Below are 26,535 nucleotides of genomic sequence, written 5' to 3'. Positions count from 1 at the left end.
ACTTAAAGGATATTTGTATGACTATTACAGCAATAAAAAACGCAGTAACAGAAGTGCTTCCCCCGGTAACTCCCGAAGCTTATCGAGAAGGTATGTCGAGTTTAGCGGCAGCGGTAAACGTCGTTACAACCATTGGCCCAGAAGGGCGTGCAGGCTTTACGGCGACCGCCGTATGTAGCGTAAGTGATAACCCTGCAACCTTATTGGTTTGTTTAAATCGCGGTGCATCTGTACATCAGGTATTTAAAAACAGCACGCATTTGGTTATCAACACCCTTACTTCACAGCATCAGTTAATTTCAAACACATTCGGTGGTAAAGCGCCCATGAACGAACGCTTTGAAATTGGTGATTGGGTTGAATCGACGACTGGCTGCCCAAGGCTTGCCGATGCTGCAGTAAGCTTCGATTGCATTATTACAGACGTTAAAAGTGTGGCCACTCACGACGTTATTTTTTGCCAGGTGGTGGATATCAAGCAAGACCCAGAAGCCGACGCGCTTTTATATTATCAGCGCGGCTATCACAGCGCATGTAAAGACGCATAACTAAAGGATTAGACAAATAATGAAAGTAGTAGGCCACTTTATTAACGGTGAAACCTGTACCCCAAAGGGGCGCATGCAAGATGTTTATAACCCTGCAACGGGGGAAGCAGAGAAGCTGGTTTTACTGGCGTCAAAAGCGACGGTAAACGATGCTATCGTCAGCGCGCAAAATGCGTTTGTTGAGTGGCGCAATACGCCAGTGAGTAAGCGCGCTCGCGTTATGTTCAAATTTAAAAGCTTACTTGAAGAGCATGCCGATGAAATTATTGCGTTAATTGGTGCGGAGCACGGCAAGATAAGCCACGACGCGGCAGGCGAATTACAGCGCGGTATCGAAAATGTTGAGTTTGCCTGTGGTGCACCCCAGTTGTTAAAGGGCGAGCACAGTAAAAATGTTGGGCCAAGCATAGACTCTTGGAGCGAGTTTCAGCCTCTTGGCGTGGTGGCGGGAATTACACCATTTAACTTTCCGGCCATGGTGCCCCTTTGGATGTTTCCGCTTGCCATTGTATGCGGCAACACCTTTGTTTTAAAACCCTCTGAGCGAGATCCAAGCTGCGCTATTTTCCTAGCAAAGCTACTTAAAGAAGCAGGGCTACCCGACGGCGTTTTTAACGTTATAAATGGCGACAAAGAAGCGGTTGATCAAATACTAGATGACGAGCGCATTAAAGCAGTGAGTTTTGTGGGTTCAACGCCCATCGCCGAATACATCTATTCGAAAGCCAATGCTAATGGCAAGCGCTGCCAAGCATTAGGTGGAGCTAAAAACCACGCTATTGTGATGCCCGATGCCGACATCGACAACGCAGTGAATCAGCTTTTAGGTGCTGCTTTTGGCTCGTCAGGCGAGCGCTGCATGGCGTTGTCTGTCGTGGTTGCCGTAGGCGACAAAGTGGCGGATGAAATTGTAGATAAAATGCAATCAGCCATGGAAAGCTTAAAAGTAGGGGCTTTTGACGATGCGACTAACGATTTCGGACCGCTTATTACACTTCAGCACAAAGAGAAAGTAGAAGGCTACATAACCAGTGCGGCTGAGCAAGGGGCTGATGTAGTCGTTGATGGCAGAAACCCTAGCGTAAAAGGCTACGAGACGGGGTTCTTCTTAGGTGCAACACTTATCGACAAGGTTACGCCGGAAATGGCCAGCTACAAAGCTGAGATTTTTGGCCCTGTACTACAAGTTATGCGCGTTAAGAGCATGGAACAAGCTATGCAGCTCATTGACAGCCATGAATACGGCAATGGTACGTGTATTTTCACCCGAGATGGCGAGGCTGCCCGCTACTTCTCAGACAATATCCAAGTGGGCATGGTAGGCATAAACGTACCGCTGCCAGTGCCCGTGTCTTATCACAGCTTTGGTGGTTGGAAGCGCTCACTCTTTGGTGACCTTCACGCATACGGCCCGGATGGCGTTCGCTTTTACACCAAACGCAAAACCATTACTCAACGTTGGCCTTCAAGCGGCATTCGAGAAGGAGTGAGCTTTTCATTTCCAAGTTAATGTCATGGCGTATTGACCTTGATTAACCATAAATGACCATAAGAACTTTGCCCACGCACGGTAACTATTAAGCCTTTATAGCGCAAAGTTGCTCGCAGCAGGTAAAAGGACAGAGATTTAGGCTCAGCCATGAGCCATCAATAATAACAATTTAAAACCGCAAGCCTTTGGCAGTTCCTCTCCAGTCCTGCCTTAGGTTTGCACCCCAGTGGCAATCGATATGCAGTTCACGTCGACCGTTACTCTTATAAAAATATCGGGACAACACCGCCGCAAGGCTTGTTAAAAAGAACTATAAACGAGAGTAAAACATGCATACGTTAAACACACACAAGCGTCTGCTGGCGTTAACCGTAGCTATGGCGTTAAGTACGCCAGCGGCCTTTGCTGCAGAGAATGTTTGGGAAAGTATTGAAGTTACCGCGCAAAAGCGCAACGAGAATATAAGCGATGTAGGGATCGCTATTACTGCGTTTTCTGGTGAACAATTAGAGGCGCTTGGCCTTGAAAGCAGTACTGAGCTTATCGCGTTTACCCCTGGCGTATCGTTGGCCGGTGATATCGGTGGTCAGCGTGCTATTTTCAATATTCGAGGCGTGGTGCAAAACGATTACGCTGACTTGGCAGAAGCGCCGGTGGCCGTATACGTTGACGGTGGCTATTTAGCCAGTACCCAAGCACAAACCTTTGGTTTATTCGATGTGGCTCGCATCGAAATTCTTAAAGGCCCACAGGGAACATTATTCGGAAGAAATGCCACAGGCGGACTGGTTAATACGGTTACCGCCAAGCCCACTGCAGATACAGAAGGCTACGCGGAATTTACTGCCGCACGTTTCGAACAATACCGCTTCGAAGGGGCGATATCAGGCGAACTAGCAGACGGCATTTATGGTCGCTTTTCTGGGTTTACCAATCAACAAGGTGAGATACTAGAGAATATTTATGAAGACGGTGCTGCACCCGATACCCGTTTAGGCTCTGTGGGAGGCGGGGAAGATGGGTACAACGATGATACTAAAGCGTTTCGTGCTCAGCTGCTGTTCGATATTGGTGAGCAAGGCTCGTTACTGCTAAGCGGAAACTGGTCAGATACAACCAAAAGTGAAGGCCCTTATCAGGTGGTGAATACCACCGAGATAAAAGATGCCGACGGCAATGTGATTGACGTTATTTACGCTGCTGACGACCCACTTGGCTGCGACACTATTCAGGCAGGCGCGTGCGTAGACGGCAACTTCAATGGCGATCCTTTCCGTCCTGTGCAAGGCGGCGATTTCAATGGTAACTTCGACCCTGATGGGTCGGGCAATAAAGTAAATAAAGACTTTGCCTTTGACGATCAAAACAAGATCAAGTCAAAAGGGCTTGCGGCAACATTAGACTATGCATTTGAAAGCTTCGATTTCTTCGCCATGTCTGATTTCAAAGAGTTTAAACGTACCGTTGGCCTCGACTCCGACCAAACCGCGTCACCTGAACTTATTTTTCAATCTAACAGCACCATAGAACAGTTCAGCCAAGAGTTTCGATTCTCAGGTGAATCCGCAGACTTAAAGTGGGTTGGGGGGCTTTATTATCTGTCTATCGATACGGACTATAGCCAAGGCTTGGCGGGTTCACCCACCACCTTTTTCTTAGGCGGTGAAGAAAATAACACCTTGGTGTCTCTTGAAACCGAGTCTTATTCTGTATTTGGGCAAATAGACTATAGCCTGAGTGACGATCTTGTTCTGGTTGGTGGGTTGCGTTACACCCGTGAAGACAAAGACTTTGTGGGTAATGTGTATCAAAACGAGAATACTAACGACCGCGTCATTGAAATTGATACCACTACGACGTCTTTAGAAACTTTGGTCGATTCTAACGATCAAAACCTGTGGTCGGCCAAGCTACAGCTGGAATACAGTGTGGGTAATAGTTTGTACTATGCAGGCATCAATCGGGGCGTAAAAGCGGGGAGTTTCAATGCCCCGCTTCAAGGAGATTTCAGCTTATACGAACCCGAAGAACTTACTGCGTATGAAGCGGGTTTAAAGCATGCTTTTATGCACGGAAGCGGCGTCTTCAATGCCAATGTTTTTTACTATGACTACAGCGATTACCAGTCGTTTTCGTGGGTGAATAATGCGGGGGTGGTGTCAAACGAAGAAGCCTCATTTAGTGGCGTTGAATTAGAAGTGTTCTTAACCCCGACAGACAGCTTAGATGTAATGGTTAACTTTTCATATACCGATGCAGTGGTTGAAGACTTAGAAGTGGCTTCTGGGTACTTTGCTGATACAACGCCGCCATTTACCCCAGAGTATCAAGCATCTGCCATGCTTCGCTATAACTGGGACGCCTTCGACGGCAATATGGCAGCCCAACTGTCAGCCAATTATCAGTCGGAAACCTTTCACAATGCGCGGAATTTTACCGCTCATGAAATTGATAGCTATGCCACGGCTGATACTCGTTTAACCTGGGTAGACGCTGAGGATAAATGGCTAATAGCGGCTTATATAGATAACCTGTTTGACTCAGACCATGAACTTATTGGCTTTGACGTAACTGGTTTTTATGGAACCAGCCAGATTTCCTATGCGAAGCCTAGGACGTATGGCGTAACGGTAAGACGTAATTTCTAATTAGCGTAGTTGCGCTTTGTTTAACAAAATAAAGCGTATCACCTACTTCTAAAAAGAAACGTGCGTAGCTAACCTAAATACCGACGTAGCAAAACGGTATTTAGGTTTCGCGTTAACAAAGCGCGCGAAGCGGCAGTATTTTTGCTTTTCTTTTTTGCTAGGGGTTGTTGATCTTTGTTGTACACCAAAGATCAGCAGGCCCCAATAAAGGTTAGCAGCGAGCCTCTAATCTAATCGTTACGCCGTTGAGAGCGCTGATGCATTTTTTAACCTACCGCTTTGCCGAGCATGACGCTGTGTAAAAAGAAGCAACAAGTAATAGCAAACCCAATAAGGAAATAGATCGTGGATAACACCAACAATCAGACCATGACAAAACCTTCCCATTACGATGGCGATTTATGGAATGAAGATTTAGCGCCAACCAACGCGGAAACCAGAACCTGGGTGTGGAAAGACTATGCGGCATTATGGGTTGCGATGGTGGTTTGTGTACCTACTTATCTCTTATCTGCCGGCCTGGTATCAGAAGGCATGAATTGGTATCAAGCGGTTATCACCGTACTGTTGGGCAACATCATCGTGCTTGTACCTATGATGCTAATTGGTCATGCAGGTGCAAAATACGGCTTACCTTTTCCCGTATTATTACGTAGCGCCTTTGGTACCAAAGGCGCGAAGATTCCTGCTTTGGCCCGAGGGCTTGTTGCATGTGGCTGGTTTGGAATTAACACATGGGTGGGCGGCAGTGCCATTTACGTTATTTTAAATAGCGTCAGCGGCGACGCATTTGTGGGGCAGGCACTACCATTTTTAGGTATCGATATCACACAAACTCTGTGCTTCTTCGCTTTCTGGGCGATGCACTTAGTTTTTATTAAGCACGGCACTGAATCTATTCGTTGGCTTGAAACTTTTGCTGCACCATTTTTGATCTTAATGGGCTTAGCGCTTCTTGGTTGGGCATACGTTAATGCTGGTGGGTTTGGCGAAATGTTGTCAACGCCATCTCAATTTGTAGAAGGTGGAGCCAAAGAAGGGCAGTTTTGGACAGCCTTCTTCGCGGGTTTGACTTCTATGGTGGGCTTCTGGGCAACCATGGCGTTGAACATTCCCGATTTCACACGCTTTGCAAAATCACAGAAAGACCAAATGTTAGGCCAAGCTATTGGCTTGCCATTACCCATGGCGCTATTTGCCTTTATCGGTGTAGCGGTAACGTCAGCAACGGTCACCATTTATGGTGAGGCCATATGGGACCCTGTTGCGCTAGCTGGTCGAATGGGCGGCATGGGTGTAGTGCTGGCACTTGCTGCATTAGCACTTGCAACGTTAACCACAAATCTAGCCGCTAACATGGTAGCCCCAGCTTATGGCTTTTCGAATATGGCGCCTTCGAAAATAAGCTTCAAAATGGGCGGCTATATAACCGCTGGTATCGGCGTCGCTATCTTCCCTTGGAAGCTGCTTGAAACCGCGGGTGGCTATTTATTTACGTGGCTTACGGGATATTCTGCGCTTCTTGGGCCTATTGCGGGTATTTTAATCGCCGACTATTTTATCTTAAGAAAATCGACGTTAAACATTGATGCGCTATTTCAACACGCTGGCGAATATGGCGCGAACAATGGCTGGAACATGGCGGGTGTGACTGCACTTGTTATAGGCATTTTACCCAATATGCCTGGCTTTATGCACGCGGCAGGGTTTGTAGAAAGCGTGCCAGCTATTTTCGATACGCTTTACGCCTACGCATGGTTTGTAGGGTTAATCATCGCCAGCATGATTTATCTGCTGCTCTCCAACAGAGCACCTGTCACCATACAGGCAAAAAGCGCCTCCCAATAATGGGGTCAGAGTACTTTTCTGAGCAGTAAACTAACGGGGTCAGAGTAATTTTCTGTGTAGTAGACTAATGGGGTCGGAGTACTTTTCTACGAAATGTACTCTGCCCCCCCAAATATACTTCGACAGGGTTATTTTCGCTTCATATTTTCAAAAAGCGAGGGTTCCCAAGGCCGCATCGCCATTAAAAGGCCAATGTGCTGGCGTTCTTCAATTGGTAGAGCATTATCTTCGCTGCTGAGTTTTGCTGCTTCTTGTCGCAGTTGTTCAAGACGGCGCTGAATAATCGAAACCGAGGTCTGAGAATAGCGGCCGCGTAAATAGAAACGGAACATCCATGGCTCGTTCTTCTTTGGAGCCATAAACTTCACCATTACTTCCTGCTCCATAAATTTTTCTAGCGGACCACTTGGGATCCAGCGAAAGTTTTGCGCAATGAGCAGCTTGTAGCGGTTATTCGGTAACAGCTCTATAAGCTTAAGTTTGTCTAAGGTTGTCATTAGCTTAATGCCCTCGACCTCAGAAATATTGTAGTGCTTGATGATTTCCGAGAATCGCCAGCCATCACGCACACATACGGCTGCAAGCAGTAGCTTGGGATTGGCAAGTAGCTCCATTTCTTGCTTCTCAGACAGCTGTGATATTTTTTCCTGCTGCTTTTGCGACAGGCTAAAAAGGTCGCTTAATGACAAATTTAGACATTCACAAATCTGTTCCAGTTTATCGAGGCTAAAAGCCTGTAAAGAGAAATTTCGTTTTACGCTGGCCTCGCTTACGTTCAGTTTCTGTGCGATCTGTTTGTAGGTAAATCGCTGCTCTCGTAAACATTGTTTAAGCGTGTCGTAAACAAGGTTAATTTGGCTCATGGTATTAAATATTTATACTTGTGGTGTAATTTAATACTACATCAGCGATTGCGGTTTACGAAATTTATTCTTGGTTCTAGTGTAGAACATGTTCAGGCACATCTCGCCTTTACATACTAGGAGCAAGTGATATGAAAAATTCGCGTTCAACATTGATGTTAACTGCACTATTAAGTAGTGCGCTTCTTACCCATTCTGTAATGGCAGATGATTCCATCGACCACAGTGGCAAAGCCAGTAAACATAGCGCGCTTGCTGCATCTGAAGGCCTAGCAACGACGGCGTCAGTAGCGAGTGCAGTAGTTGCTGTTCCCGTGATACTAACCGGCAGTGCTGTAGTGGCAGGTAGCGCAGTTGCTGAAAGTGTGATTGACGAGAGTAGCCGCAGTATTCACGGAGCTAGTCATCATTCCTCCGTTAATAATAACCAGCCGTTAGTGGTTACCGAAACGATCATTACTGCAGACCCTGCGCCAAACAAAGTCGTTGCGGCCACTAACACAACAACGACTACCACAACCACAACTAAACGCTAACGGTTAATTAATTGCTCGAACTTTGAAGCGGGACTGGAAGCTAAAAAAGTAGCTGTAGCTTGGTAAAAAACTGCTACAGCGAAGTGTTGTGCATCTAGCGCTTTAGGTGGCTCTTATTCAGTGCAAGTCGAGAGAATTTAAGCAGGGAAGAGTATGAAAACATTTTTGTATTCAATAGCTGTGGCTTTGGTACTACTTACTGCTAACGCTAATCACGCTTTGGCAGGTAGTCAGCAGCATGGAAAGCCTTCATTTTCATCTGAAGCCATTGCCATTTTTTCTAAAGAAGTAGAAAAGTATGCGGCAAGCCAAGGAGCTCGTGCCTTCATTATTGCAAGGCGAGGCAGACCGATTGAAGACATGCCGGAGGGCATTCGCTTCACGCACACTGCTATTGCTATCTACTCAAGCATTCAGCTAGATAATGGAGAGACTGCTAAAGGCTATGCAATCCATAATTTGTATCAAGATGCTGATGAACAAGACGTGAGTCATTTAGTTACAGATTATCCTGTAGATTTTTTCTGGAGTGCTTATGCGCTCGAAGCAGGCCTGGTTATCCCATCGGTTGCCGTGCAGCAAGCGCTTCTAAGTATGTACAGCGAAGATAAAGCAAAATTGTTGCATAACCCACGCTATTCAGTCGTTGCTAACCCATTTAACAGTGAACGACAAAACTGTACCGAGTACACCCTAGATGTGCTCAATACTGCGGTGTACTCCACCACAGATATAGCCCAGCTAAAAGCTAATGCAAAGGCATATTTTACGCCGCAAAAAGTAAACGTGAGCCGCGCCAAACTTGGCTTGGCGAGTATGTTCAGCGACGGTGTGACGTTGTCCGATCACGGCCGTAAGGTGGAAACAACTACATTTGGAAGCCTTGCTCGTTACATGCAGAAATACGATTTATCGGAAAAGGCAGTTATTTTTGCGAGCAACGGTGAGACAACTATTATCGAGGAATTTAACAATGCAGACTCAGAATAAACCAACGAAAGCATTTCGAATAGCATCACTGGCAGCCCTAATTGTGGGTGTAGGCGCTTATTTTATCGGCCTTTACAATGCCCCAATGGCGCTTAATGAAAAAGGTTATTACTTCACTATTATGTTATTCGGCTTGTTTTCTGTAGTGAGCTTACAAAAAACGGTACGCGATAAAATGGAAGGTGTGCCAGCGACCAAAGCATACTTCCTTGCATCAGCTGTAGCTACTGCATCAGCCATCGTATTGTTGGTAATTGGCTTATTAAATGCTGAGCTTTTATTAAGTGAAAAAGGCTTCTTCGGCATGGCCTTCACCCTAAGCCTCTTTGCCGCTATTACGGTGCAGAAGAACGTACGCGATAGCCAAACTGCAGATGAGTCACGCAACACAAAAAGCGATACTCAAAGCAGCGCTACTGAGCACGAAGACTCTCCCAAAGTGAAAGCCGCTTAAAAAATGGGGTCAGAGTACATTAAATAAATGGGGTCGGAGTACATTTCTAAGTAATGTACTCCGACCCCATTAGTTTTACGATTTACGCTTTTGGTTTCGGCGCATTTTCAGTATGGTAGGTGTAACGCTGGTTAAGCATTCAGCCAGCTTGTTCAACGCATCAGGGATGAATTATGCGCAAACCCGTTAAATACCGAATAGCTTTTCTAATAGTTGCTGCTGCCTGCTTTTATGTAGGAACGTTATTTTTACCTGAAACACTTCCTGACATAATCCTCTCCTTTGAAAGTATTTGGGCTAACGCACAGTGGCGAAATACCTTGCTTGTTACGTTGGCATATTTTGTCTTTTTGCCTGCACTTTACTATTTCTGGATCATTCAAATTGGCAATCAGGCGCTGTGGAAATTATTGTTAGTTCTTTCTTTAAGTAGTTTGGTCGCACGCTATAACTATCCAGAGCAGTTAGCCTATTACTTTGAATTCATTACCTATCTTAAATATCCGATTATTGCCGTATTGATGGTGATAGAAATTCTCCTTCTGGTAACGATAGTTAAAGCGTTGTGGGGGGCTCGAAAGCTCTCTGGCGATCCGCGAATTCATATGCTGGAACAATATGAAGGCGATAACATTTATGAAAAAGGGTCAAAAGAAGCAAAGAAGTTAGAGTTGGCACTTATGTTTGCTCATGAGCCCGCCAGTTGGTACTACGCCATTCCTCGTTTTAGTAGAAACCATGTTCCCGCCATAGCCAATCTGCGTTTATGGTCTGCACAGTGGTGGCATGTGTCACTGGTTTGTGTAGCGCTTGTAGTTGCGACGTATGCAAGTTATCTCGCGATAGCACTTTGGAGTGAAACGGTTGCCATTGTGGTGGCAACCTTGGTTTTTTACCTCATAGTGATGTTTATTGCTAACTACAGAGTCAGCAAGGATTACTCGGTTTACCTTATAAAAGATAAGCTTATGGTGAATAATTCGTGGTGGGGAATGACTGTTATTCCACTTTCAAATATTCAACAAGTTGAAACAGGTAGTTGGACAGCAGCTTCAACACAAGAACAGTTCCATTTCGGCAGAGGCAACGCAAACGTTAAGCTTACCTTTGTGTCAGAACAAAAGTATTACTCGGGTTTAGCAACTTTTATTGAGCCGATGGACACACTTTATCTCAGTGTCGACGACCCGTCAGCATTACATGAGATTTGTCAGCCCCAGCAACACACCGAATAAATGGGGTCAGAGTACATTACTAAAAAAGTACTCTGACCTCATAATCTCACAATGCTAGTTGGTTTCGGCTTGCCATTCAGCTAATTGCTTAGCGATTTGTGCTGAGACTCGTTCGTCAACTATTGCGGCGCGTCGATTCATCTCGTGGTGCCACTGGCTGTTTTGTTTAATATGTGAAGGCACTGGCGCATGTCGGTCCAAAGGGCCTGGATAATAGTATGCGTCAGCAACGTCTGAGAGCTTTTGATTCGTGCCGTCTGCAAATCGTGCTGAAACGCTGGATAAAGGGGAGTTCAATTCACTCTTTTCGTTAAGCAAAACAAGCGTAGGAGGGGAAATGTCAGGTATTGTCGATGTGGAAAAGTGGGTCCATACTGTCGCAATATTTAGGTCCTTAAGCTTAGAAGTAAAGGGCACAAACTCATTGATTGCTTCTCCCCGCTTTAACGATACAGTCTGCTTTAATGTATGCATTGCGCCAAACAGAAGAATCGCTTTATCGTTTTGTTCAGCTATATGCTTCACAGTTTTTTCATAGTTAACAATGCGTGTTTTGGTGAGAGACTGCCATTGCTCTTTGCTCAATCCTTCCCATTTAAACTCTGGTTCAGCTAGAGCTATGCGCACTTTATGGTTTGACGATGCATTGAGTAACCTTAGTTTCTGCACAAAATGTCGGTAATGCCTATATTGCCACGCCATGAAATAAATACTGTCCTGCCACAAAGGCTCTAATTCTTGCAGTGAAACCTTTGTATTGGGATTGAGCAAATAATCATCCAACTCGGGCTGGTAATGGCTGTTACCGAACTCAGTCACAATAACGTCGACACTCTCAAAGATATCATGATCAGACAGAGCGTTGATTAAGAGCTCTGTCGGTGCTGCGGAGCCGTGTATATCACCAATTGCCACGATTTGATGTTCGCTTAATAAATGCTTGAAGGTTTGATTTACCTTGTTGTTCCTAGAATTAGCGATATGAGTTGAAGGCGAAACCTCGTTAGCAAAAGAAGTGTAAGGTAATAACACCGAACACATAACAATGACGAAAAGCGAATAAATCGAGAAAGAGTGGTAGCGCATCATACATATGAAAGAGTGGTTTGTTTGCAATTGATTATCATTATTATTAACTATAAATGAAAGGGGAGGTAACATAAAACGGACGTTTTTACGCAATTCAATTAAAATAAAGTGGTATGAAGGTTATTGTCTTTAAAAAGTTAAATGGGTTGTAAGGTCTGTTGCCTCTCCTTTATTACGAACCAATGTCGAATTGATTCGGCTCGAGTGCTTGCGTATTCTCGACATACTTAATGAAATAACTGCTATAGGTAACAAACGTTGTGTGTGAACTTTTAGGCATGAGTGCGAACACTCCTACTGACCTATGTTTTAGTTTTACCGGGCTGACTCGCCGCGGTGGTGAAACAGGGCCGCATAAAGACGGCTGGGGCGTTGCTTTTTATGAAGGGAAGGGCGTGCGTATGTTTCACGATCCCGAGCCTTGCGCCACATCACCCATCGCAGACTTTGTTTCGAAGTTGCCTATAAAAAGCAAGAATGCGATTTGCCATATTCGTCAGGCTAATGTGGGTAACATTAACTTAGCTAACACGCATCCCTTTACTCGCGAACTGTGGGGGCGATACTGGGTGTTTGCGCACAACGGACAACTACCTAATTTCTCGCGCCGGACGGGTGTTTACGAAGCAGTTGGGGATACCGATAGCGAAGAGCTTTTCTGCGATATTATGAATAACGTTAGGCAAAACCTCCCTCGAGACGCTATGCCTGAGCAGTTAGCTGAAACGTTAGTTTCACTTGCAAAGGAGTATGCTCAGCAAGGTGTATTCAATTGCTTGCTCAGCAATGGCGACTGGTTGTTTACGTTCTGTAGTACAAAGTTAGCTAGCATTACCCGCAGAGCACCTTTTGGCCCCGCTTGTTTGAGTGATGTAGAGGTGGAAATTGATTTTGCAGCTGAAACCACGCCAAAAGATGTAGTGAGCATTATTGCTACTGAACCGCTAACAAACGATGAACAGTGGGATATCTACGAACGGGGTGAGTGGAAGCTATGGCAGGAAGGCGAAGTCATAGCCTCGGGTAAAGTGGATGTCCCTGAACACAAAAAAGAAGCTGAAATGGTTGCACCAGATCCATCGCTTCACGACTAATCACGAACTATGGGGTCAGAGTAACTTAAATGGCCCCGCTCTCAAAAAGCTCGGCGCTGAGTTAGTAACCCAGCGTAATAATGTACTCTGACCCCATAACTCGAACTATGGGGTCAGAGTAACTTTAATTGCCCCACTCTCAAAAAGCTCGGCGCTGATTTAGTAACCAAGCGTAATAATGTACTCTGACCCCAATATTCAGGTTGGCTAACTCGATAATGTACTCTGACCCCAATTTTTAACCCAATACTTGGGTGATGGTTTGTTTCACTACTTGGTAGCGGGCGGGTAGAGCGCTGTGGGGTGTTTGAACACTGTATAGGGGCTCGGTTACTTCATTTTTAGCTTTGTAGACGGTAAGTTTGTCGGCAAAAGACACAAAGTCTAGTGTGCTGGTGGGCAGCACGGTGTAACCCAACCCTTCGCTTACGGGCAATAGAATTTGCGAAAGTTGGTTGATGTAGCCGGTATGAGGTAGCTTATTCGGATTAACGTTAGCTAACTCAGCTTCTCCGCAATCGTTAAAATAGCGCTGCAAGTAGTGCATAGCATCAGGGTGATTAATAAGCCCTAGATGCTTGATGACGGCTTTTAATGTTCTACCATCATCAGTTTTACTCTTTGCTTTTCCAGATACGCTTGCTACTTTTGCTACCGAACCCGAACCCGAACCCGAACCCGAACCCGAACCTGAATCCGAAATAAAACCCTGTTCGTTTTCAGATAACCTAGGAACCTGCGCAGCAAGCGCGTCAGGTAGGCTACGCGGTAGAATAAGCCCCAATGCTTCTTCGCCTAAATACTCACTATGTATATCTTCACTCTCTGGCTGGTTTGTCACAATGCCAAGCTCCAGCGTATTGTTCGCAATGCCTGACAAAATAGTACGACGAGGTGCGACTTCCACGTGAACATTAAGCGCGCTATGCTGCTTTTGCAGTGCCAGCAGAGCAGGGTAAATACGCTGAGCAATCGCGCCTGAGCAGGCTACTACGCACTTACCTTCAAAAGGGGCGTCAAACTTTAAGCTGGCAATAAAATCTTGCTCTTTTTCCTGCTGCTCCTTGGCATAGTGGTACACACGCTGGCCCCGTTCAGTTAGCTGAATCCCTTTGCCTAAACGGACGACTAATTCACACTGACATGCCTCTTCCAGTTTCTTAAGGTGCTGACTTACGCCCGGCTGCGTCATAAACCGTTGCTCCGCGGTGCGCGTAAAATTCCCCGTTTCTACTAACGTGATAAAGGTGTCTAGCCAAATAGGGTTTATCATTTGGGTATAATTAAAATTTATCAAATTTAGAAATTATCATAATTTCATGTTTCATCTTTGTCTAGCTACTATGTATGCACATTCACTTAAGCGGTGTTCGAGTTGGCCTTCTTGACCAGGCGGCCGCTTAAGCCATTTTGATAACTTGCACTACATAGGAGTAAGTGATGACAGAAGCAGTAAAAACACCGTATCCACGTACGTTTTCTCATATTGGAATTTCAGTACCTGACTTAGAAGCTGCCGTGAAATTTTATACTGAAGTACTTGGCTGGTACCTCATCATGAAGCCAACCGAGATTGTTGAAGATGACTCGGCGATTGGCGAAATGTGTACCGATGTATTTGGTCCAGGTTGGGGGAAGTTCCGCATTGCGCACCTTTCAACAGGTGATCGTGTTGGCGTTGAAATTTTTGAGTTCAGCAACCAAGAGAACCCAGAAAACAACTTTGAATATTGGAAAACCGGTATCTTTCATTTCTGTGTTCAAGACCCAGATGTTGAAGGCTTGGCTGAGAAGATTGTCGCTGCTGGTGGTAAAAAGCGAATGAAGGCGCCGCGTTATTATTATCCGGGTGAAAAGCCTTACCGCATGATTTACATGGAAGACCCGTTTGGCAACATCCTTGAAATTTATAGCCACAGCTATGAATTGCATTATGCTAGCGGTGCTTACGAATAAGCATTGTTTGTAAGGTCTGTTACCTGTCGCTACAAGTTTACTATGTAACAGGCGTTAAAAAAGCTAAAAGGCGAGGGCGTTAATAGTAATTAAACGTACCTCGCCTTTTTATTTTTAATTAGGCTAACCGAACCTGCCAGACACATAAGGATTCGTGGCCTTCTCGGTTGCAACCGTAGTGGTTGGCCCGTGACCCGGGTAAATCGTCATATCATCCGGCAGCACCATAATTTTCTGTTTAATCGAGTCGATTAATTGCTGATGATTACCTTGTGGGAAATCAGTTCTGCCAATAGAGCCTGCGAAAATTACATCACCCACAATAACGCGATTACTTGAGCGTTCTACCAGCACCACATGACCAGGTGTATGACCCGGGCAATGCAGCACTTCCAGCGTTAAATTGCCCACTGAAATAGTATCGTTGTCGTTTAACCACTCGTTGGGAGCAAAAGGCTGGGCGGGTGGAAAGCCAAACATTTGGCTTTGCTGCATTAGTGCATCTAACCAAAATTTGTCGCCAATATGAGGCCCTACAATAGGTACACCGTAATGTTCTGCGATGGCGACAGTGCCGCCCACATGATCTAAGTGTCCATGAGTAAGTATGATCTTTTCTATACTCACGCCTTTATTTGTAGCAGCTTCAATTAACGTTTCAACGTCGCCACCTGGGTCGACAAACGCGCCTTTGTTAGTGGATGAGTCCCAAATTAATGAACAGTTTTGGGCAAAGGGCGTAACGGGTATAACTTGAATTTCCACGGTTTAACCTTTTGATTCTTTGTTGCTTGGAGCGAAATAAAAAAAATAAAGCAGTGCGCCAACCACTAATTCACCCAGTAAAAATAGCCATGCGTTGGTTGACGACTGTGCAATAGACCATGCGCAAACCGCTAGTGCGACAAAGGGTATCAGACGTCGAAACAGGTTTACAGGGCTGACGAATGCGCCTGCAGAGCCTTTAAGGTAAGTGTCTTTCTCAGAAGTTTCTTGCTGCATGCTGCTTTGTGAAGAAGCGCTCTGCAAGGAAGCCAGCTGAGCTTTCATCAGCACCACTACACACACGGCGTAAACCACTAGCCGCGCAAGCACGCTTGAAATAGCCAGCCACACAAAGCTACCGCTAAGTGCCATAGCTCCTGCAAATATTCCCAGTATTAATATGGAAACTGCTGGGGTAGCAAAAGGCGAATGAATCTCGCCTAACTTCTGTCCGAGCTTACCTGGAATAAGTGACTGCTGCGCCATAGAGAACGTAAGCCGAGACGTAGATATCATATTTGCCAGTAAGTTACCGGCAACCGACACAACGGCGGTTAGCGTCATTATAAGCGCCCCAGTTTCGCCAAATATCATATTGGCGAGTGCGATAAGCGGTGCGCTATCCGGCTCTGCAGGCCCTACTGTGTGCCAATAAAGCCACTGTACGCAAAAGTAAAATATGGCAATACCTGAAACCGTAAGCATTAACGCCCGAGGTATAGTCTTTTTCGGCGAACTGGTCTCGCCGCTTGTGACCACTACCGTTTCAAAACCAATAAAGGCGTAAAGCGTAAGTAGGGCACCGGCAGATATGGTGTCAAATGCAGGCACAACGGTTTCCGAAGAACGTGCTAGCGCAGTAGAAAAATCGAGCTGCCAGTAACCAACCGCAATAAGCGCCACGAAAGGCAGCAGTTTTAGCACCGAGATAGTATCAAGTGAACGCATGGCGGCCTTAAGGCCGACAATATTCACTACGATTAGTGCTGTGGTAAGCGCGATAATAGCGAATGACTTGCCTATTCCCGCATTCAGTTCGGGCCACACATAGCCGGCATACAGTAATAACACGTGCATGTTGGCGGCAATCGCCGTTGCGCGAGCCAAGTAGTAAATAAAGCCAGTTTGAAACGCCGCTGCGTCGCCAAAGCCTTTCTGGGCGTACACCACAGGTCCACCGGTTTCTTGGTACAGCGTCGCTAGCTGCCCAAAACACCACACAATGGCCAGCATTAGCGCGCCAAAAATCAAAAAGATGTAAGGGCTGAAAGCGCCGAGCTCAGCGGCCATTTTGGCGGGCAAAGCAAAAATGCCCGCACCAATAAGGCCATTTAATACCAAAAGGGCAGCGCCAATGCCGCCAATCCCTTTGCTTAACAGGCTTTTGTTTTCGCTACTCATTTAGAAAAAACTTCTTCTCCAGCCACATAAGTAGCGTGTACTTCGGTTTTCCAAATGTCTTTGGCATCAATGGTAAAAATATCTTGGTCGACCAAGATAAAGTCTGCCCATTTTCCTGGCGTTAGTGTGCCTAAGGTATCTTCCATGTGCCCTGCGTAGGCTGCATCTAAAGTAAACCCTTTAAAGGCTTGTTCAATGGTTAACGCTTCGTGGGCATACCAACCTTTTACGGGTTGATTGTTTCTGTCTTGTCGCGTAACCGCAGCGTGAAGGCCGTAAAATGGGTTAGCAAGCTCAACAGGGAAATCAGAGCCTAAAGGCAGTGCAATACCTGAATCGAGTAGCGTTTTCCATGCGTAAGCGCCTTTCATACGATCTTTTCCTAAACGATCTTCCGCCATGTTTTTATCGCTGGTGGCGTGAGTTGGCTGCATGGAAGGTAACACCTTTAGCGAAGCAAAGCGAGCTAGGTCGTCAGGCGCAATCACCTGTGCATGCTCAATGCGGTTGCGCAGTTCGCTGCCGCCAATACTCTTAAACGTGGTTTCAAACTCGTTCAGTGCAACATGGTTAGCCTTATCACCAATGGCATGGTAGTTAAGCTGGAAGCCCGCACCAATTACCGTAGTAAACAGTTGGGTCATATCTTCTGGTTGAGTTAACAGCAAACCATGTTGATGCGGCGCATCTGAATAAGGTTCAAGCAATGCTGCGCCTCGGCTACCTAGTGCACCATCGCCATAGGCTTTTACCGAACGAATATATAAAAAGTCATCTTGGTCGCGAATAGTACCATTGCCCAGCATGGTGCTGAGGTCAGGGTCTGTCGCACTCACCATGGCATAAATACGCACAGGCAAGTCACCTTCTACCGCTTCTTTTAAATAGAAATCGTAAACGTCTCTGTCTATGCCAGCATCGTGCATTGACGTAACACCATTTGCTAGTAAGTGCTCACCTGCTGCATGTAATTGTTGCTCGTAAATAGCGCTGCTTGCTTTAGGCAAGTGCGCTTCAATTAACTGCGATGCATTATCAATGAAAACACCGGTAGGATTACCGTCAGCGTCTTTAATGATTTCGCCCCCTGCAGGCGATGGGGTGTCTTTAGTTATACCCGCAATTTCCATCGCTTTACTGTTCACCCAGGTAGCGTGGCTGTCTACGCGAGCTAGTGCCACAGGTCGGTCAGAAATTACTTTATCCAAGTCAGCCGCTGTTGGAAACGCTCTGTCAGACCACAATTCCTGGTTCCAACCGCGCCCGGTAATCCATGCTTGTTGTCCATTCGCAAATGCGTATTCGGCAACTGTCTTGGCCGCGTCTTGTGCACTGCTACTTTCTCGCAAATCGACTTCCAACAAGTTTGCGCCTAAGCCAAGCAAATGCCCGTGAGCGTCGATAAGCCCGGGTAGCATGACTTTGCCTTTGCCATCAATAGTGCTATCGACAGGCGTGTTATCTTTGTCGATATCTAATGCAACTACTTTGCCTTCATCAATGACAAGGTTTTTAAACGTAATGAGTTTGCCACTTTCATTTAACGTATAGCCTTTTACGTTCTCAACAAGCATTGCAGCATCCACCGTAAGCGTGGTGGTCATAGCACCTAACGTTGCCGCTGTTGCAAACGTTGCGGTTAGCAATTTTGAAAGCGAGTGCTTTTTAAATGTCAGTGCCGACAATGTAGAGTTCATAGTGAGTTTCTGCCTTTTTTATTTCTGTTTTATTCTTTGTTCTTATACCGAGTTGTCCAAATTTCGATAGCTGTGCGCTAACAAAACGCTATGCCTCAACACGCTCAGTTTCTTCAAGTTCATCTTCGTCATCAAGGTCAAGGATAGGAGGCTGCAGCAAAAAATCTCTCTCCCAAATCTTAGCCATACTCGCCTGACTTATGTTTCCACCACTCAATATAACAAGAGCCGTTTGCCCAGGCGGGGTGTTGGCAGCCCAAGCCGCTACTGCAGCCATGGTCATCGCACATGTGGGCTCTATATGAAGCTTTAATAAATGATGTAGCCATTGGGTCCAATAAGCAATTTGCAGCTCATCTACTTCGTAGAAATCATCTATTTCTTGCAATATAGGGAACGTAACATCGCCAACAGAAGGCGTGGCAGCACCGTCTGCCAAGGTATTTGGTGCATAGTCTAAGGCAATAATCTCACCAGCTTGCAACGACATAGAGGCATCATTCGCTTCGGCGGGCTCAGCGCCAATGACCAATGCATTTGGCTGTAGTGCGCGAGTTGCCAGTAATGAGCCCGACAATAACCCTCCGCCACCACACGGCGCAAAGACAGCATCCACCTCACCAATTTCGTTAAGCGCTTCTAACGTTGCCGTGCCTTGCCCTGCCACAATATCTTTGTGGTTAAACGGCGGTATCCAGACCGTGTCTGGTGCTTTTGAGGCTTGCTCGACAGCCGCATCTGCTTCTGGACGGGTAGGAAATATTTTTAATTCAGCACCATAGCTTTGCGTAGCGGCAGCTTTTATTGGCGAAATGGTCTCGCTCGCAAAAATAGTGGCCTTAATACCAAAGTGAGCTGCTGCATAGGCTACTGCCTGAGCATGATTTCCAGAACTATTGGCGACCACATGTTTCGGTAAACGACCTTCCTCTTTCAACCGGGCTAAAAAATTCATGGCGCCGCGAATTTTGAATGCCCCGATGGTCTGTAAGCACTCCGCTTTAAACAGAATGCGGTTGCCCATCCATTTGTTGAGCAACGAAGATTCAACAATCGGCGTTTTCTTTACGTCGCCTTTTATACGTTCATAGGCTTGTTTAATGTCTTCGAAATTTGGGGAAATACTCATTAAGTAACGCTCTTTTCATTTTGGTTTTTTTATGGGGTAGCGCCGACAAGGGCCTTTACGCACTAAAAGGAAATCGGAAGCCTTACAGTGCCAGATACTATTAGATAACGCCAGAGCCTACACCACATAAGACAATTCATATTTATTTAATAATTCTACTTTAGTATACCGGCGCTAGTTACCGGAGACAGGCACATGTTAAGCAAACACAACCATCGTATTTACGCCTTACCTACGGTTTTGTTTCTTTTTCTCACCTTTTTATTTGTTTCAGCTGGTGTTTTTATTCAAAACGATGAACGCGCAGCACGTATTTCTAAAGCGCAGTCGGTTGCAGAGCAGGTAAAAATTAGTCTTGAAGTTTTCTCAAGCGAACGTATTCAAGCGCTGCACAACCTTATGCGAAACTGGCCCACCTTTGAGCCAAACCAAGTAGACTGGTTTAATGCGCAAGCCCTGTCATTGATGGGCATGCAGCGAGGCTTTTCATCGTTGGTATTTGTCGATGCTAACGGTGAGATAGCGTGGGTGGCAACGCCATCTTCCGGTATTAAAACCCGTATAGACAACAGCCTCATTGGCCATCCTATGGACGCGTTGGGCTTAAACATATCGCGTTTGTCCGAGGATTTGGAAAGCACGCTTTTGTATTCAGATGCTGCTCAACATCACTTTATCGTTGTGGGCAGGGCCATAAGCCCTCAAGAGCCTGAGCACGGATTTCTGGTGGCGGGGTTCGACATACAAACCATATTAACCGTGATGTTAGGCGAGCTAGTAGGCCCGCAGTTTAACTTCCAGCTTAACGCCGACAGTGCAACGCTTTTTCAAAGCGGTGAGTTAATCAACGATGGCACCATTGTGTCGCTTTTGCCGTTCAGTTTTTTAGAACGCGATTTTTACCTTTCCATGCAGTCTCAGCTAAGCCCATATAACGCTGGCTTGTTAATTATTATGATTGGACTGTTGATGTCAGCGCTAGTGAGCTATGTGCTGCACAAGCAGCTTAAAGGTGCGGTCAATTTATCCGTAAGTCAGCAGCGTTACCTCACCGCTAGCGAAGCCTCCCTTGATGCGCTTCTTATTTATCAGCCGATAGATGATGACTTTTCTCTGGTAGAAGCAAACTCATACAGTCGCTACCTATTTCGCGGTGCATGTGATGTATTGCGGTCTATGAGCTTAGCCGAGCAAACGCGTTATTTAGGCTTAAGCAGTGAATTTAAAAACGCCAAAAACGTGGCTGAACTTGGCGTGCCTTATGAAGCTCACCTTGCCATTCATAGTGATAAGATTGCGCCTCAATGGATAAAAGTTCAGGTGGTAAAAGCTGGTGACAATATTGCGGTGACCGTAAGGGACGTGACCGAACGTTTTCGCGCCCAGCATGATTTAAAGCGTAGCGAAGAAAAGTATCGCCGCTTAGTTGACGGCATGCACCGCCACTTTGTTTACACCAAGACCGTCGAGCACAACTTTATGTATGTGAGCGCAGGTATTGAAAAGATTTTAGGGTTTAGCGCAGAAGACTTCTGTGCAAACGAGTCGAAGTACGTTCGCCAAGTACCTGACGAGACGTTTGAGATACGCCAAACCATTGCCCGTGGCGAAAAGCCCGAGCCTTATATTGTGCATTATCAAGGCAAGGTCGGCGAGCCGTTAGCGATTGAATTTTCAGACACACCCATTGTCGACGAGCAAGGACTACTGGTTGCCGTTGAAGGCATAGCTCGCGATGTGACGAAAGAGCTGGCGCTGCAGGAAGAAGTGTATTTTCAAGCTAACCATGACCAGTTAACCGGGCTGTTTAATCGCTATGCATTTGATGAAAAACTGCGAGCGATCCTTGATGAAACGCATAAAGCGGCTGGTCAGCAGGGCGAGAGCAAGGCTTTAAACCACGTTGATTTTGAAAAAGTGGCGAGTATCAATTTGTCTCGCGCTTACCACAAGCAAAGCGTGATGTGCTTTATCGATATGGATCGATTCAAGTTAGTAAACGACAGCTGTGGTCATCCAGCGGGCGATAAGCTGCTAAAAGAAATCTCCACCATATTTAGGCAATACGTGAATGGGCAAGATCTCCTTGCCCGAATAGGGGGAGACGAGTTCTGCATTATATTTCGCAATCAAAGTTTGGATGAGGTGACCAAGCGCCTAGACAAGCTTTTATTGGCGATTTCAAATTATCGTTTTGTTTATGACGACAAGTTGTTCTTTGTGGGGGCAAGCATTGGTGTTATCGAAATAAACGAGAGTACACAAAGTGCAGAAGCGTTAATTAAAGCTGCTGACAACGCGTGTTACAAAGCCAAACACTTGGGTCGAAACCGTTACTTTGTGTTTCATGATAATGACTCGCAAATGGCCATTGATGACAGTGAAAACCAGGTGTTACATGCCTTGCATCACGCATTACAAAACGACGGGTTTGAGTTGTATAGCCAAGCTATCATGCCGCTTAACGTGCCCAATCAAGAAAAGGCCGCCCAACTTCAGCATTACGAGATTTTGCTTCGTCTAAATGCAAAAGACAGTGGCCTTATAAGCCCGGGGCTTTTCATCCCGTTGGCAGAACGCCACGGTTTAATGAACAAAGTGGATATGTGGGTAGTAGATAACACCCTTAAAACCCTTGAACGTAACCCCGCTCACATCGATAACGTGGGCAAAGTCGCGATTAATTTATCGGGTATTACATTGGGTGATGAAATGGCGCTGCATAAGATTGCCAAGCGTATGCAAAGTACTACTGTACCTGCTGAGAAAATTTGTTTTGAGATTACTGAAACAACAGCGGTAACTAACTTAAGCGCTGCAAGACACTTCATTTCTACACTACGCGATTTGGGGTGTAGCTTTGCCTTAGACGACTTTGGTGCTGGTATGTCCTCGTTCACCTACCTGAAAAACCTAGATGTTGATTACGTTAAGATCGACGGCTCATTTGTGCGAAATATCGTTCACGATCCTATCGATCATGCTACAGTAACTGCGATAAATAATATCGCGCACAGTATGGGTAAACAGACCGTAGCCGAGTTTGTGGTCGATAACGCGACCGCCGAAGTTTTACGAGAGCTTAAAGTAGATTTCGGTCAAGGCTTTGCTTTGGATAAACCCAAGCCACTGGCGCATAGAGTTCAATGGCGAGTTAAACTTGCCTCTGCTTAAAAGGAAATGTCATGGGTTTATTTGATACCATCATGGGTAATGCAAGCGAGACTAGCGCTTCAGATGTTCAAGAAGAGCTTACGCCTATACTTGCTGCTAACGAAACCGTTACCTCTGCGTTTAAGCTAGTGCGCGATTTAAGTGTATTCACAAACAAGCGCCTAATCCTTATTGATAAGCAAGGCCTTACCGGGCGCAAAGTGAACTATCATTCAATACCTTATAAATCTATTACGCAGTTTATCGTTGAGACGGCAGGGCATTTTGATACTGACGCCGAGCTTAAAATTTGGCTGTCGGGCAAAGCCGATCCTATCGAGATTGAACTAAGTGCATCGTCTGCTCAGGCGGTACAGCAAAACCTAGCAACTCAGATGTTTAGCTAGTTTCTGCATTTGTAATATTTGATTGATGCTTTGAAGTAGCAAGTGAAGAAAGTCTAATCACCCTACAAGTGCACAAAGCGCTACAACGCAAACATGCACAAAATAAGCGTTAATTAAACTGACCAAACAAAAAAGCGATGCCTTCATAAGCATCGCTTTTTGCTTTTTACTTCTTTCTAGGGCTTGTTGAGCTTGGATGTACAGTAGAGATCAACAGGCCCCAGGCTCTAACCGTATTAGTCTTTCAAGTTACGGTTAAAGAAGTTAGTAATAGTTTTGTATAAATGAATGCCCGTTTGCTTACCACGGATGCTGTGCTTCTTGCCTGGGTAATCCATAGTTTCAAATGGAATTGCCAAGTCTTGAAGGTGCTTGTAGAGCATTGTTGAATGGGTAAACAACACGTTGTCATCTGCCATGCCGTGGTAAATCAAAAGGTCGCCCTTCAGATCTTTTGCGTAAGGGAATACTGAAGACGCAGTGTAAGCATCATCATCTGTATTTGGGTTGCCCATGTAGCGTTCAGTGTAGTGAGTATCGTATAAGCGCCAGTCAGTTACCGGCGCACCTGACACGCCCGCTGCAAAATAATCGCCCGCTTTGAACATGGTCATTAGCGTCATGTAGCCGCCATAGCTGTGACCATGAACACCAATACGTTCAGCGTCAACGTAGTCAAGCGTACGCAAGAACTCTACGCCAGCAACCTGATCGTCCACTTCAATAAAGCCCATTTTTTTATAAATAGGATCTTCAAAGCCTTTACCGCGATAGTTAGAGCCGCGGTTATCTAGCGTAAATACCACATAACCTTGGTCGACCCAGTGTTGGAATAGCAAGCCACGGTTACCCGCCCAGCTGTTTGTTACCACTTGTGCGTGCGGGCCGCCGTAAAGGTAAACAATAACAGGGTGCTTCTGTTTAGGGTTTTGCTTGGCACTATCAGGCGTGTAAATTCGATATTTAAGGGTTGCGCCATCCTTTGTGGTGATGTCACCAAACTCAGGTGCCGTCCAGCTATCCATGTAAGCGTGCAGAGGGTGGCCTTCTTCAACTTTATTTTCTTCAAGCCAGGTAATTCGCTCGCCGGTAGCACTATTTAGGCTAACTTGTGCAGGAGAGTTAATCGTTGAGAAACGGTCAATAAAGATAGAGGCATCTTTGCTAAATGCCGCGCTGTGATACGCGCCTAGTTCAGTGATACGCGAAATCTCGCCGCCATCTAAAGGCACGCTGTAAACATGGCTTTCTAGTGGGGTGTCTTTGCGGCCAGAGAAGTACAAACGGTTGTTCGCTGTATCAATAGCTTCAACACTGTCTACAACCCAGTCACCTTTGGTTAACTGCTTAACCAACTTGCCTTTATTGTCGAAAAGGTAAAGGTGTTTAAAACCGTCGCGCTCAGACGCCCAAATAAATTGGCCTTTGTCGTTTAGGAAGTAAAGGTCGTTGTGCAGGTTTACCCACGTGTTGCTTGATTCTGTAAGCAGCACGTTTTCTTTTTTGCTGTTAAGGTCGAACGCGCGCAGCTCTAACGTTTGCTGATCCCGTGTCTGCCATTGGTAGGTGAAGGTGGTGTTGTTTGGCATCCACTTACCGCGAGCAAAATAAATGTCTTTATCTTCACCTAAATCCACCCAAGTGCGATCGCCAGAGTTGATGTCTTGAATAGCAAGTTCCACCAAGACGTTTGGCGTGCCCGCTTTCGGGTATTTCTGTTCGATAAGTTTGATGTCGTCAGCATAGATTTCAGAACGCGTGATAACATCTACTGGGCTTTCATCAACTTTGGTAAAAGCAATTTTAGTTTCATCTGGCGACCACCAGTATCCAGTCATGCGGCCCATTTCTTCTTGCGCCACAAACTCAGCCATACCAAATTTAATGTTGTCGCCACCTTCTTTGGTAATTGCCGTTTCTTTACCCGATTCAATGTGTTTTACATAAAGATTCTGGTCGCGAATAAAAGAGATGTAGTTACCTTTTGGTGATAATTTAATATCAGTTTCAAAAGCGTCAGTATCTAAAAGTTGCTTCGCCCCTTTTTCGCCCAGCTTGTGATAAAACACATCGCCACCTAATGGGAAAAGTAATGCTTTACCATCGTCCGACCACTGGTAGCTTACAATACCGCTGCCAGATAAACGCATACGCTCGCGTCGCGCTTTCTCTTCATCAGAAAGCACTTCTTCGCCGCTTTGTAGGTCGTTTGAGTCGAAAAGCATGCGAGTTTGGCCACTTTCAATATGGTATTCCCATAGATCTAGGCGCTCGTAGTCGGTTTGCTTACCTTTAAGAAATGTTACCCGTTGACCGTCAGGTGATACTTTTAACGAACGGGGTGCGTTGCCATCGAGTGAAGGAGAAGAGAAAATACGCTCAATAGTGAGCGTTTCAGCGTTTAAAGCAGTAGAGAGCATAGCGGCTCCAATTAAAAGGGCTTTTTTCATTTTTATCTGCATATTTGACTGTCGAAGGTTTGATTGTAGTTATATCAATTTATGATACAAGGTGCGACATATGAAATCCGCAATGGTGCTAGGAGCGACAGGTTTAGTGGGACGAACGCTTGTAAATATGCTGTTACAGGATAGACGGTACAACGAAGTAACCTGCTTAGTCAGAAAACCGCTCTCCTCCAGTATGTTTAACGACCCTCACAATCGCCTAAAGCCTGTAGTTATCGACTTCGACAATCTACAGGACTATCAAGGCTACTTTAGCGTAAATCATGTGTACTGTTGCCTGGGCACCACGCTTAAAAAGGCGGGCTCTAAACAAGCGTTTCGCCGCGTTGATTTTGAATATGTTCATGTTGCCGCACAGCTGACCCGAGCTCAGCGCGCGGACAGTTTTGTATGGATATCATCGGTAGGCGCTGATGCTAAAAGCAGTAACTTTTATTTACGAGTAAAAGGCGAGCTAGAAAACGCGATTATGCGAATGCCTCAGTTACCCCATGCCTCTGCCGTACGCCCTTCGTTATTGTTAGGCAATCGCGACGAGTCGCGGACGCTAGAAGATATAGCGCAGAAAACGGCGCCCATATGGCAAAGCATAATGAAAGGCCCGTTAAAGAAATACCGACCCGTTCATGCCGTTGACGTGGCCAGAAATATGATGTCGCTGCAGCGCTGGAAATAAGCGCTCACAGTAAATGTCACAACCTTAACGTGAAGCACAACCCGACTTGATATAGAATGCGCGCCTTTTAATGCACTAGGTAATAC

The 26,535-nt window shown here is 45.7% G+C and carries 21 protein-coding genes; 13 read left to right on the top strand and 8 right to left on the bottom strand.

What is annotated here, in order from left to right; all coding sequences use genetic code 11:
• Nucleotides 1-17: 17 nt before the first annotated feature.
• From ACFI6L_RS06515 to ACFI6L_RS06500, 4 genes are all read left to right on the top strand, one after another.
• Nucleotides 18-548, top strand: coding sequence for a flavin reductase (locus ACFI6L_RS06515; RefSeq protein WP_014950775.1), 531 nt, complete (start codon nt 18-20; stop codon nt 546-548).
• A 19-nt stretch (nt 549-567) separates the two neighbouring features.
• Nucleotides 568-2,058, top strand: a complete 1,491-nt coding sequence (locus ACFI6L_RS06510) for a CoA-acylating methylmalonate-semialdehyde dehydrogenase (protein ID WP_239302113.1) — start codon at nt 568-570, stop codon at nt 2,056-2,058.
• Nucleotides 2,059-2,369: 311 nt separating this feature from the next.
• Entirely contained in the window at nt 2,370-4,688 is a 2,319-nt protein-coding gene (locus ACFI6L_RS06505; RefSeq protein ID WP_462573628.1) for a TonB-dependent receptor, read from the top strand.
• 345 nt (nt 4,689-5,033) lie between these two features.
• On the top strand, nt 5,034-6,536 hold the full coding sequence (locus ACFI6L_RS06500) for an NCS1 family nucleobase:cation symporter-1 (protein ID WP_462573627.1): 1,503 nt from the start codon (nt 5,034-5,036) through the stop codon (nt 6,534-6,536).
• Nucleotides 6,537-6,664: 128 nt separating this feature from the next.
• Here ACFI6L_RS06500 and ACFI6L_RS06495 read toward each other — a convergent pair whose 3' ends face one another.
• The gene (locus ACFI6L_RS06495; protein WP_462573625.1) at nt 6,665-7,399 is read right to left on the bottom strand and encodes a helix-turn-helix domain-containing protein; all 735 of its coding nucleotides are present in this window, start codon (nt 7,397-7,399) and stop codon (nt 6,665-6,667) included.
• A gap of 131 nt (nt 7,400-7,530) precedes the next feature.
• On the opposite strand from ACFI6L_RS06495, the gene ACFI6L_RS06490 reads away from it, so the two are divergent.
• From ACFI6L_RS06490 to ACFI6L_RS06475, 4 genes are all read left to right on the top strand, one after another.
• The gene (locus ACFI6L_RS06490; RefSeq protein WP_462573624.1) at nt 7,531-7,935 is read left to right on the top strand and encodes a hypothetical protein; all 405 of its coding nucleotides are present in this window, start codon (nt 7,531-7,533) and stop codon (nt 7,933-7,935) included.
• Between the two features lie 153 nt (nt 7,936-8,088).
• Nucleotides 8,089-8,925, top strand: a complete 837-nt coding sequence (locus ACFI6L_RS06485) for a DUF2145 domain-containing protein (RefSeq protein ID WP_462573623.1) — start codon at nt 8,089-8,091, stop codon at nt 8,923-8,925.
• The gene (yiaA, locus tag ACFI6L_RS06480) at nt 8,909-9,379 is read left to right on the top strand and encodes an inner membrane protein YiaA (RefSeq protein ID WP_039228662.1); all 471 of its coding nucleotides are present in this window, start codon (nt 8,909-8,911) and stop codon (nt 9,377-9,379) included. The genes ACFI6L_RS06485 and yiaA overlap by 17 nt, the downstream gene beginning before the upstream one ends.
• A 173-nt stretch (nt 9,380-9,552) precedes the next feature.
• A complete protein-coding gene (locus tag ACFI6L_RS06475; RefSeq protein ID WP_462573622.1) occupies nt 9,553-10,614 on the top strand; it encodes a hypothetical protein in 1,062 nt (353 codons plus the stop codon).
• Nucleotides 10,615-10,668: 54 nt separating this feature from the next.
• On the opposite strand, the gene ACFI6L_RS06470 is transcribed toward ACFI6L_RS06475, so the two are convergent.
• Complete coding sequence (locus ACFI6L_RS06470; RefSeq protein WP_462573621.1) at nt 10,669-11,529, bottom strand: hypothetical protein; 861 nt, start codon at nt 11,527-11,529, stop codon at nt 10,669-10,671.
• Nucleotides 11,530-11,963: 434 nt separating this feature from the next.
• Between ACFI6L_RS06470 and ACFI6L_RS06465 the strand changes: the two genes are divergently transcribed.
• On the top strand, nt 11,964-12,797 hold the full coding sequence (locus ACFI6L_RS06465) for a class II glutamine amidotransferase (RefSeq protein WP_069944984.1): 834 nt from the start codon (nt 11,964-11,966) through the stop codon (nt 12,795-12,797).
• 238 nt (nt 12,798-13,035) lie between these two features.
• On the opposite strand, the gene ACFI6L_RS06460 is transcribed toward ACFI6L_RS06465, so the two are convergent.
• On the bottom strand, nt 13,036-14,070 hold the full coding sequence (locus tag ACFI6L_RS06460; protein ID WP_462573620.1) for a LysR family transcriptional regulator: 1,035 nt from the start codon (nt 14,068-14,070) through the stop codon (nt 13,036-13,038).
• A 167-nt stretch (nt 14,071-14,237) separates the two neighbouring features.
• Between ACFI6L_RS06460 and ACFI6L_RS06455 the strand changes: the two genes are divergently transcribed.
• Entirely contained in the window at nt 14,238-14,753 is a 516-nt protein-coding gene (locus ACFI6L_RS06455; RefSeq protein ID WP_014950763.1) for a lactoylglutathione lyase family protein, read from the top strand.
• Nucleotides 14,754-14,876: 123 nt separating this feature from the next.
• Here ACFI6L_RS06455 and ACFI6L_RS06450 read toward each other — a convergent pair whose 3' ends face one another.
• From ACFI6L_RS06450 to ACFI6L_RS06435, 4 genes are all read right to left on the bottom strand, one after another.
• Nucleotides 14,877-15,518 (bottom strand): MBL fold metallo-hydrolase, encoded by a 642-nt coding sequence (locus tag ACFI6L_RS06450; RefSeq protein WP_342314418.1) that lies wholly within the window; start codon nt 15,516-15,518, stop codon nt 14,877-14,879.
• A 3-nt stretch (nt 15,519-15,521) separates the two neighbouring features.
• Nucleotides 15,522-16,919, bottom strand: coding sequence for an APC family permease (locus tag ACFI6L_RS06445; protein ID WP_462573619.1), 1,398 nt, complete (start codon nt 16,917-16,919; stop codon nt 15,522-15,524).
• Nucleotides 16,916-18,616, bottom strand: a complete 1,701-nt coding sequence (locus ACFI6L_RS06440; RefSeq protein WP_462573618.1) for an amidohydrolase — start codon at nt 18,614-18,616, stop codon at nt 16,916-16,918. The genes ACFI6L_RS06445 and ACFI6L_RS06440 overlap by 4 nt, the downstream gene beginning before the upstream one ends.
• Before the next feature lie 88 nt (nt 18,617-18,704).
• On the bottom strand, nt 18,705-19,745 hold the full coding sequence (locus ACFI6L_RS06435) for a serine/threonine dehydratase (RefSeq protein WP_278343445.1): 1,041 nt from the start codon (nt 19,743-19,745) through the stop codon (nt 18,705-18,707).
• Nucleotides 19,746-19,940: 195 nt separating this feature from the next.
• Between ACFI6L_RS06435 and ACFI6L_RS06430 the strand changes: the two genes are divergently transcribed.
• Nucleotides 19,941-22,919 (top strand): putative bifunctional diguanylate cyclase/phosphodiesterase, encoded by a 2,979-nt coding sequence (locus tag ACFI6L_RS06430; RefSeq protein WP_462573617.1) that lies wholly within the window; start codon nt 19,941-19,943, stop codon nt 22,917-22,919.
• Between the two features lie 11 nt (nt 22,920-22,930).
• Nucleotides 22,931-23,305, top strand: coding sequence for a PH domain-containing protein (locus tag ACFI6L_RS06425; RefSeq protein WP_014950757.1), 375 nt, complete (start codon nt 22,931-22,933; stop codon nt 23,303-23,305).
• A gap of 236 nt (nt 23,306-23,541) precedes the next feature.
• Here ACFI6L_RS06425 and ACFI6L_RS06420 read toward each other — a convergent pair whose 3' ends face one another.
• Nucleotides 23,542-25,755 (bottom strand): S9 family peptidase, encoded by a 2,214-nt coding sequence (locus tag ACFI6L_RS06420; protein WP_462573616.1) that lies wholly within the window; start codon nt 25,753-25,755, stop codon nt 23,542-23,544.
• Between the two features lie 70 nt (nt 25,756-25,825).
• Between ACFI6L_RS06420 and ACFI6L_RS06415 the strand changes: the two genes are divergently transcribed.
• Nucleotides 25,826-26,449: an NAD(P)H-binding protein gene (locus ACFI6L_RS06415; protein ID WP_014950755.1), complete on the top strand. Its 624-nt coding sequence runs from the start codon at nt 25,826-25,828 to the stop codon at nt 26,447-26,449.
• Nucleotides 26,450-26,535: the final 86 nt, after the last annotated feature.

The sequence above is a fragment of the Alteromonas sp. G4i35 genome, assembly GCF_054960375.1.
The sequence above is the reverse complement of the archived record's forward strand: the minus strand, read 5'-3'. Positions and strand labels throughout refer to the sequence as shown.

Bases quoted from the DNA above. Each gene is read 5' to 3' on its own strand.
- ACFI6L_RS06515 (WP_014950775.1), top strand. From the start codon at position 18: ATGACTATTACAGCAATAAAAAACGCAGTAACAGAAGTGCTTCCCCCG.
- ACFI6L_RS06510 (WP_239302113.1), top strand. From the start codon at position 568: ATGAAAGTAGTAGGCCACTTTATTAACGGTGAAACCTGTACCCCAAAG.
- ACFI6L_RS06505 (WP_462573628.1), top strand. From the start codon at position 2,370: ATGCATACGTTAAACACACACAAGCGTCTGCTGGCGTTAACCGTAGCT.
- ACFI6L_RS06495 (WP_462573625.1), bottom strand. From the start codon at position 7,399: ATGAGCCAAATTAACCTTGTTTACGACACGCTTAAACAATGTTTACGA.
- ACFI6L_RS06490 (WP_462573624.1), top strand. From the start codon at position 7,531: ATGAAAAATTCGCGTTCAACATTGATGTTAACTGCACTATTAAGTAGT.
- ACFI6L_RS06485 (WP_462573623.1), top strand. From the start codon at position 8,089: ATGAAAACATTTTTGTATTCAATAGCTGTGGCTTTGGTACTACTTACT.
- yiaA (WP_039228662.1), top strand. From the start codon at position 8,909: ATGCAGACTCAGAATAAACCAACGAAAGCATTTCGAATAGCATCACTG.
- ACFI6L_RS06475 (WP_462573622.1), top strand. From the start codon at position 9,553: ATGCGCAAACCCGTTAAATACCGAATAGCTTTTCTAATAGTTGCTGCT.
- ACFI6L_RS06460 (WP_462573620.1), bottom strand. From the start codon at position 14,070: ATGATAAACCCTATTTGGCTAGACACCTTTATCACGTTAGTAGAAACG.
- ACFI6L_RS06455 (WP_014950763.1), top strand. From the start codon at position 14,238: ATGACAGAAGCAGTAAAAACACCGTATCCACGTACGTTTTCTCATATT.
- ACFI6L_RS06445 (WP_462573619.1), bottom strand. From the start codon at position 16,919: ATGAGTAGCGAAAACAAAAGCCTGTTAAGCAAAGGGATTGGCGGCATT.
- ACFI6L_RS06440 (WP_462573618.1), bottom strand. From the start codon at position 18,616: ATGAACTCTACATTGTCGGCACTGACATTTAAAAAGCACTCGCTTTCA.
- ACFI6L_RS06435 (WP_278343445.1), bottom strand. From the start codon at position 19,745: ATGAGTATTTCCCCAAATTTCGAAGACATTAAACAAGCCTATGAACGT.
- ACFI6L_RS06430 (WP_462573617.1), top strand. From the start codon at position 19,941: ATGTTAAGCAAACACAACCATCGTATTTACGCCTTACCTACGGTTTTG.
- ACFI6L_RS06425 (WP_014950757.1), top strand. From the start codon at position 22,931: ATGGGTTTATTTGATACCATCATGGGTAATGCAAGCGAGACTAGCGCT.
- ACFI6L_RS06420 (WP_462573616.1), bottom strand. From the start codon at position 25,755: ATGAAAAAAGCCCTTTTAATTGGAGCCGCTATGCTCTCTACTGCTTTA.
- ACFI6L_RS06415 (WP_014950755.1), top strand. From the start codon at position 25,826: ATGAAATCCGCAATGGTGCTAGGAGCGACAGGTTTAGTGGGACGAACG.